Source organism: Zarconia sp., assembly GCF_057467645.1.
Map to the genome: position 1 here is coordinate 35,098 of NZ_JBRJXU010000120.1, position 6,523 is coordinate 41,620.

Below are 6,523 nucleotides of genomic sequence, written 5' to 3' on the forward strand. Positions count from 1 at the left end.
CTAAGATAGTAAGGATATAAAACACTACATGGAATTTTCAATCGCAACGCTGCTGTCGAACTTTACAGATGACAAGCTAGTCGCCCCAAAAGTTTTAGAAAAGAAACTCGAATGCGAGGACGAACAGGCCCTCACCAAACTCCAAATTGCCCTAGAAGCTCTCGAAAAAATTGGCGTTCTCATCAAAGATCGGGGACGGTATCGACGGGAATTTGAAGAAGACATTGTCGAAGCCAAACTCAGATGCTCGAGTAAAGGGTTTTGCTTTGCCATTCAAGATGAAGAAGGGGCCGAAGATATCTACGTTCGGGAATCCCATCTGAGTACGGCGTGGAACGGCGATCGGGTGCTGGTCAAAGTCATCAAAGAAGGTAGTCGCCGTCGTTCTCCCGAAGGCGAAGTGAAGCTCATTCTCGAACGGGCCAATCCGAGCGTCCTCGCCCGCATTAAAGATGCAGAAAGTAGCTACCGCGCCGTTCCCCTCGACGATCGCCTGCTCTTTGAAATCGAACTCAATGCCAACGGCACCAACTTGCAAGAGGCGATCGATTACCTGGTTCACGTGGAAGTCACCCGCTATCCCCTGGGGTCGTCGCTACCCGTCGGACGAGTGGCGCAAATTCTCGGTAGCGATGCCGAAGCCGCCGACGATATCGATATTGTCTGCTGCAAGCACGATTTACCTCGGGTCTTTCCCCCCAAAGCCCTCAAAGCGGACGATGCTATCGAGGGGAAGCTCAAGCGCACCGATCTGCGCAACCGACAGAATTTTCGTAAAGCTTTCACCGTTTCCTTTGCCAACGATGCCTCCAAGAGCGATATCGTCGATCGAGCTTTTAGCTTGAAAAAATTGAGAAAATCCGGGGAGTGGGAAATTGGGATTCATATCAGCGATGTCTCCCACTACATCCCAACCGATTCTCCCCTCGATCGCGAATCGAGCCGCCGGGGCAGTAGTATTTTCCTCGGGGATACGATTCTCCCCCTCCTACCGGAGAAGGTCAAAGAGGCCTGCAATCTGGTAGCCGATGTCGAGCGCCTCGCCATGTCGGTTCTCGTCACCGTCAACGAGCAAGGAGAAACCCTCGGCTTCGAGATTCAACCGAGCGTCATTCAAGTCGATCGCCTCTTAACCTACACCCAAGCCCAAGCGGCCCTCGATCGCGATGGGGATGCCAGTGAAGTCGATCTACCCAAAGAAGTTCTCGAAACCCTCGACGGACTCTGGAAACTCAGCCAAGGGGTGCGAGAACAGCGATTGCAGCGAGGGGCCTGCGAGTTAAACTTGCCCGAAATTCACAACCATTTCGACAACGAAGACGTTTTGGGGGTGATGGTTGTCTCGCCCATGCTGCCAGTTCGGGCGATGGTTTGCGAGTTTTCAGTTCTGGTCAATCAGTGCGTCGGCGAACATCTTCAAGCCCTCGACGTTCCCGGGATTTTCTGCGTCCATCCCGCCCCGGATTTGAACGACGTTCAAGATATGATGAAACTCACGAGCGGCATGGGAGTGGAACTGTGGCTCGAAGATGAAGAAGCGGTAGATTCGACGGATTTCAAGCAATTTACCGAGCAATTCCTCGAGTCGGACGATGAGAAAATTCTAACCTATTTGCTCGAAGCGACTCTCAAATCCACGTACTACAGCACGAAGCCGGGTGCTCATTTCGGATTGGCGATCGAATCGGGCTACACCCACGCCACCAGCCCCATGCAGCGCTACCCGGACTTGTTGGTATTGCGAGTGTTGCACGCCGTGTTCGATCGAGGGCGCGATCGCCGTTCTACGAGATCGAAGGATCGGGTCGATTTGCACAGTTCCTCCTGCCACGGCAATATTAACTGGAACGTCTTACCCCCAGAAGTTCACAACGAACTCGAAAGTCAGTTGAACGGGGTGGTGGTTTCCCAAACCGAACGGGAAAAATTGGCCATCGAAGCCGAAGAGGATTTGAACGGCCTGCAAAAAGCTGGGGCGATGAAAGAACGTACCGGGGAAGTATTCCAAGGTTTGATTACCGGCGTGCAGTCCTACGGGTTTTTCGTCGAACTCGAATCGGGAGAAAAAGGAGCGGCCCCCAATCGCTTGGAAGGACTCGTCCACGTCTCTTCTCTCAAGGATGACTGGTACGAGTATCGCTCTCGCCAGCAAACCCTCGTCGGGCGCAAAAACCGCAAGCAATACCGCTTGGGCGATCGGGTAGACGTACAGGTCAAAAGCGTCGATTACTATCGCCAACAAATCGATCTGGCCCCCATTGGCGGCGGCAGCGAAGCCCCCAACGGCGATTATTTTGATGCTGATGAGGATTGACCTCTGAAGGTGGGGAGATCGGGGAGACAAGGAGACAAGGGGACAAGGAGACAAGGAGACAAGGGGACAAGGAGACAAGGGGACAAGGAGATCATTCCCTATTCCCCATTCCCCATTCCCCGTTCCCCGTTCCCCATTCCCCATTCCCCGTTCCCCATTCCCCGTTCCCCATTCCCCGTTCCCCATTCCCCATTCCCCATTCCCCATTCCCCATTCCCGCAGTGACATTAGAAACTCAATTGAAAACCCGACCCTTGATACTGGGCGTATCGGGGGCTTCGGGTTTAATTTATGCAGTACGCGCGATCAAATACCTGCTTGATGCGGACTATGCGATCGAACTGGTGGCAAGCAGAGCATCTTATATGGTGTGGCAAGCCGAACAAAATATCAAAATGCCCGCAGACCCCGATCGCCAAGCCCAGTTTTGGCGGGAGTTGGCGGGGGTAGAAACGCGGGGTAAACTCCGCTGTCACCCAGCTGGGGACGTGGGAGCCAATATTGCCAGTGGTTCTTTTCGCACCTTGGGCATGATCGTAATGCCTTGCAGTATGAGCACCGTCGCGAAGCTGGCAGCAGGTATGAGTTCCGATTTGCTCGAACGGGCCGCTGACGTGCAAATTAAAGAAGGACGCAAACTGATTTTAGTCCCGCGCGAAACCCCTTTTAGCTTGATTCACCTGCGCAATTTAACGGCGCTAGCGGAGGCGGGAGTGCGCATCGTCCCGGCGATTCCGGCTTGGTATCACAACCCCCAGTCGATCGAAGATTTAGTGGATTTTGTCGTCGCGCGAGCCTTGGATGGGTTCGATCTCGATTGCGTTCCCCTGACTCGATGGAAGGAAGACACCTCGATTTCCCAGGACTAGATTCTAAAGATAACGTGTCATTTGTCAACTGCGATTTGACCCATCTCCCCAACCCGATCGTCCCATCCTACGCTTGAGAAACCGTACCCACCACAACGATCCGATCGTCCAATATCGGGTTGTTATCGTTGGTAGTGTAGTTGGCATCAAAATCTATCGCAATGCTCATTCTCAAAGGTTTAACGCAACGTTTTCATCTCACTCCCAAGGGAAAAAATATATCCCCATCTCATTCGATCGTCGATTTGGAGACTGCCATGGGGCGATCGCAACCCATTAATGCTGAGACCCTATCGGAACTGCTGGAGTTGACGAGTCGTTCCGAGAATGAAGAGCGACTCTGCGCTGAAGGTTTAGAGGACATTTTGCGCTATATTGGCAACGGTTAAACGGCGATCGCACTTTGTTGATGAATCTATGCCCAAAAAGCAAAAATTTCCCCACTTGGTGGGTTCTAAGTGGACGGCAAGAGAGAAAACTTGGGGCTGGCGACATTTTCGCGTGGTCAATCGGCAGAACCGAGGATCGTGGGTGTTTGCCGAAATGGTGGCGGCGTGCGATCCGACGGTTCGCTTTTGGCTGAATGCCAAACTTCTCAAAGATCGTTCCCAGTGGAATGCAGGTTGGAAATCCTTACAGGAACAAGAAGACACAGAGGCATTTGAGACGGAGCTATTTGAGATTGAACCTTAATTCAACCTCCATACCCCGGCTCGGAGGAGAACGACGAAGCGACCGCTCGACTCGAAACCCAAAGATCGCGCCTATAGCAGTCGCCACTACGGTTAGGGCCGTCCAATCTTACACCAGTACTTCTCTGCCCCCGCTCCCCCTGCTTCCCCAACTCCTCCTTGCGATGTCCTAAGGGGCGGGCGGGAAAATAACGTACCCACGTAGGGGTCAAGGGCCCTTGACCCTTACCGTATATCTGGAACGAGCGGGTACCTTATTTCTTTGGAAGTCCCTAATTGGTCTGGCGACTGCTATAGATCGGTGTTGGCTGACGCTTCCAAAACAGTCCCACCACTCCGATTGTCATCAGTCCGAATGAGGAGACGGAATCGGGCACGGATTGAGTGTTCTCGTTACTCAGTTCGAGTTGGGAAAAAGAGACGATCGCATCATCGAAGTATCGGAATGGTAGCATTCCCGAGGGAAACAAAGCCTCTAAAATTTGGTTCGAGGTGTAGAAATCTAGTAAGTCGAAATCGATGGTATTGGTTTCTGAGATGGGAAGTTCGGTGATGAGCTCGGTATTGATAACGGGAAAACCGAGAATTCTCACCGCATCTGTCGAAATATCGCAACAGGTCGATAAGGTTAAAGTCAATCGTGCCGATGTTAAGGGTTTTGAGGTAGAAAAGTCGGAAAAATTGGGATGGTTGGTGAAATCGAGGGTCCAATTTGTACCTTCATTTCTTCTATCCCCCGTAATTTCTCCAGGGGAAGCTCCTGCTGGAGCAATTAGAAAATCTCCATTAGTGACGCTTTCTGGGAAGAGTTGCGTTGGTGGTGTCAAACTGCCTCGAGCGGTCGCTGAGATAACAGCAGCTTCTGCTTGTATTCCAACACTAATAGCCCAACATGCGATCGAAGCAACTGTTATCGATCGCATTGGTAAAGACAATGCCTGTAAAGCGACTTGTCTATTCATTTTTTACTCCTGAAATAACCAATACCTGAATAGTTTTGGCAAACAAAATCATCGTCCAAATAGATGCTTTGATTTGCTTTTAGACTATCGAAAAACTATATTATAGCTATATAGTGATTTTAAATATATAAAGATATATCAATTGTGACAGGAGGAAAACGCTATAGTCAGGAATGTTAGAACACCCTCAGGTTCAGCTCTCGGGGGTTTTGCTAGCTTTTGGAAGAAAGTGGTGTGTGCTCTGGGTACGCGCTTCAAGTCGCCACAGCAACATGGGACGACCAACACAGGTGAGGGTAAGCAAAAGAGCGAACTGATGGGGGAGAGCCTGTTGAATCGAAGCTGACGTTCTCAAACTTGCAACGCTAAATTTTACCGTCGAAGCGCTGGTACCAGAGAATATACCCCGAGACGTTCGCGACGAGGACGATGCCACCTCCAACGAAGCCCAACATGGGATCGTAACCGCTACGGCTGAGGGTTTCCATCCAAGTGTGGGTGCGATCGGATGCAACAACCCAGTCGGCAATGAAGGGAGAGAGATACATCAAAGCAGCACCCACAATCAGCCATCCTACCATCGAGGTGAGAAGAAAGATTGTTTTAGCTTTGGATTGGCTGCCCATATGCGATCGCGCTCGAGAACGATTGAAGAACTACTGTTGAGATTAGCACGGGGAATGCGCGATGTCAGCCCGGAAGTCCGAGTCAGGATTCATCGATATCATCCTGGTTAGAAAGTGAGAAGCATCGACATCACGCCACACGAAAGTTGCAGACTGACTTGAGATTTTTATCAAAAAAATATTATTTTTTTTGCAAATTATTTATATCTTCATTTATTTTTTTTGTAAAGTTACGGTATTAAAAAAGCAAAGATTATTTAATGCATACACAAAAAAAACAAGATTTGACTTCAAGGAAAAATACAAATCATTTTCAATAAGTAATTGTGTGTTTTTTGTAAAAAATAGCATAGATTTAAATTCGATTGCTAATTTTTTTTCGGTGTTATCTCTAGTGACCATCGAAAATCAATAATCCATAATAAAAGTAATTAAATCAATCGAATTCAATACAAAAGTAAGCAAATTTTTTCGATCTGAATTTAATTCTAAAGTTCCCAGATCCAATAGCAATTGACGCCCGATCTCATAGATTTTGGAATTGGGTTTCCTTTTGATTGCGTGTCATTAAACGACACAAATTCACGACATATCAACGAAAAATGCATCGCTATGGCAAATAACCTTCGTCAACAACTTCTCCAAGATAATCCCATTGCTTACTGGAATTTGGGAGAAACCACCGGAACCGTTGCCGACAACTCCGGCACCCTTGGGGATGCAGTGGATGGAACTTATTCCGGCGCACCCACCCAGGGTGTTGGGGGATTGGTCGCTGGCGGCGAGACCGCAACAGATTTTGATGGGGTCAACGATCGGATTTCCATTCCCAACCACGACCAAATCAATCTTCAAGACCATACCCGGCGCACTGTAGAACTGTGGTTTAACGCCGATACCCTCGAAGGCAAGCAAGTCATCTACGAAGAAGGAGGAAGCACGAACGGTTTAAATATTTTCCTCGATGGCGATCGCCTCAACCTCGGTGCATGGGCAAATAATGCCGGAGAATGGCTCGATTACGGCATCGATGCCGATACCACCTACCACGTTGTGTTGG

At 49.6% G+C, this 6,523-nt stretch carries 7 protein-coding genes; 5 read left to right on the forward strand and 2 right to left on the reverse strand.

Annotated elements, in window-relative coordinates:
- Nucleotides 1-28 precede the first annotated feature (28 nt).
- The 4 genes from AC2215_RS18410 (at nucleotide 29) to AC2215_RS18425 (ending at nucleotide 3,876) form a co-directional block, all read left to right on the forward strand.
- Complete coding sequence (locus AC2215_RS18410) at nucleotides 29-2,314, forward strand: ribonuclease R family protein (protein ID WP_486811460.1); 2,286 nt, start codon at nucleotides 29-31, stop codon at nucleotides 2,312-2,314.
- A gap of 221 nt (nucleotides 2,315-2,535) precedes the next feature.
- Nucleotides 2,536-3,183 carry a flavin prenyltransferase UbiX gene (locus tag AC2215_RS18415; protein ID WP_486811461.1) on the forward strand — a complete coding sequence of 216 codons (648 nt, stop codon included), beginning with the start codon at nucleotides 2,536-2,538 and terminating at the stop codon, nucleotides 3,181-3,183.
- Nucleotides 3,184-3,344: 161 nt separating this feature from the next.
- Complete coding sequence (locus AC2215_RS18420) at nucleotides 3,345-3,572, forward strand: hypothetical protein (protein WP_486811462.1); 228 nt, start codon at nucleotides 3,345-3,347, stop codon at nucleotides 3,570-3,572.
- Nucleotides 3,573-3,600: 28 nt separating this feature from the next.
- On the forward strand, nucleotides 3,601-3,876 hold the full coding sequence (locus AC2215_RS18425; RefSeq protein ID WP_486811463.1) for a TIGR02450 family Trp-rich protein: 276 nt from the start codon (nucleotides 3,601-3,603) through the stop codon (nucleotides 3,874-3,876).
- 271 nt (nucleotides 3,877-4,147) lie between these two features.
- On the opposite strand, the gene AC2215_RS18430 is transcribed toward AC2215_RS18425, so the two are convergent.
- Nucleotides 4,148-4,837 carry a hypothetical protein gene (locus tag AC2215_RS18430; RefSeq protein ID WP_486811464.1) on the reverse strand — a complete coding sequence of 230 codons (690 nt, stop codon included), beginning with the start codon at nucleotides 4,835-4,837 and terminating at the stop codon, nucleotides 4,148-4,150.
- Nucleotides 4,838-5,202: 365 nt separating this feature from the next.
- Nucleotides 5,203-5,463, reverse strand: a complete 261-nt coding sequence (locus AC2215_RS18435) for a hypothetical protein (RefSeq protein ID WP_486811465.1) — start codon at nucleotides 5,461-5,463, stop codon at nucleotides 5,203-5,205.
- Between the two features lie 612 nt (nucleotides 5,464-6,075).
- On the opposite strand from AC2215_RS18435, the gene AC2215_RS18440 reads away from it, so the two are divergent.
- The coding region (locus AC2215_RS18440; protein ID WP_486811466.1) for a hypothetical protein at nucleotides 6,076-6,523 on the forward strand (448 nt) is incomplete at its 3' end.

What these genes read in the sequence shown, in the direction of transcription:
- AC2215_RS18410 (WP_486811460.1), top strand. Translation starts at nt 29, where the DNA reads ATGGAATTTTCAATCGCAACGCTGCTGTCGAACTTTACAGATGACAAG.
- AC2215_RS18420 (WP_486811462.1), top strand. Translation starts at nt 3,345, where the DNA reads ATGCTCATTCTCAAAGGTTTAACGCAACGTTTTCATCTCACTCCCAAG.
- AC2215_RS18425 (WP_486811463.1), top strand. Translation starts at nt 3,601, where the DNA reads ATGCCCAAAAAGCAAAAATTTCCCCACTTGGTGGGTTCTAAGTGGACG.
- AC2215_RS18430 (WP_486811464.1), bottom strand. Translation starts at nt 4,837, where the DNA reads ATGAATAGACAAGTCGCTTTACAGGCATTGTCTTTACCAATGCGATCG.
- AC2215_RS18435 (WP_486811465.1), bottom strand. Translation starts at nt 5,463, where the DNA reads ATGGGCAGCCAATCCAAAGCTAAAACAATCTTTCTTCTCACCTCGATG.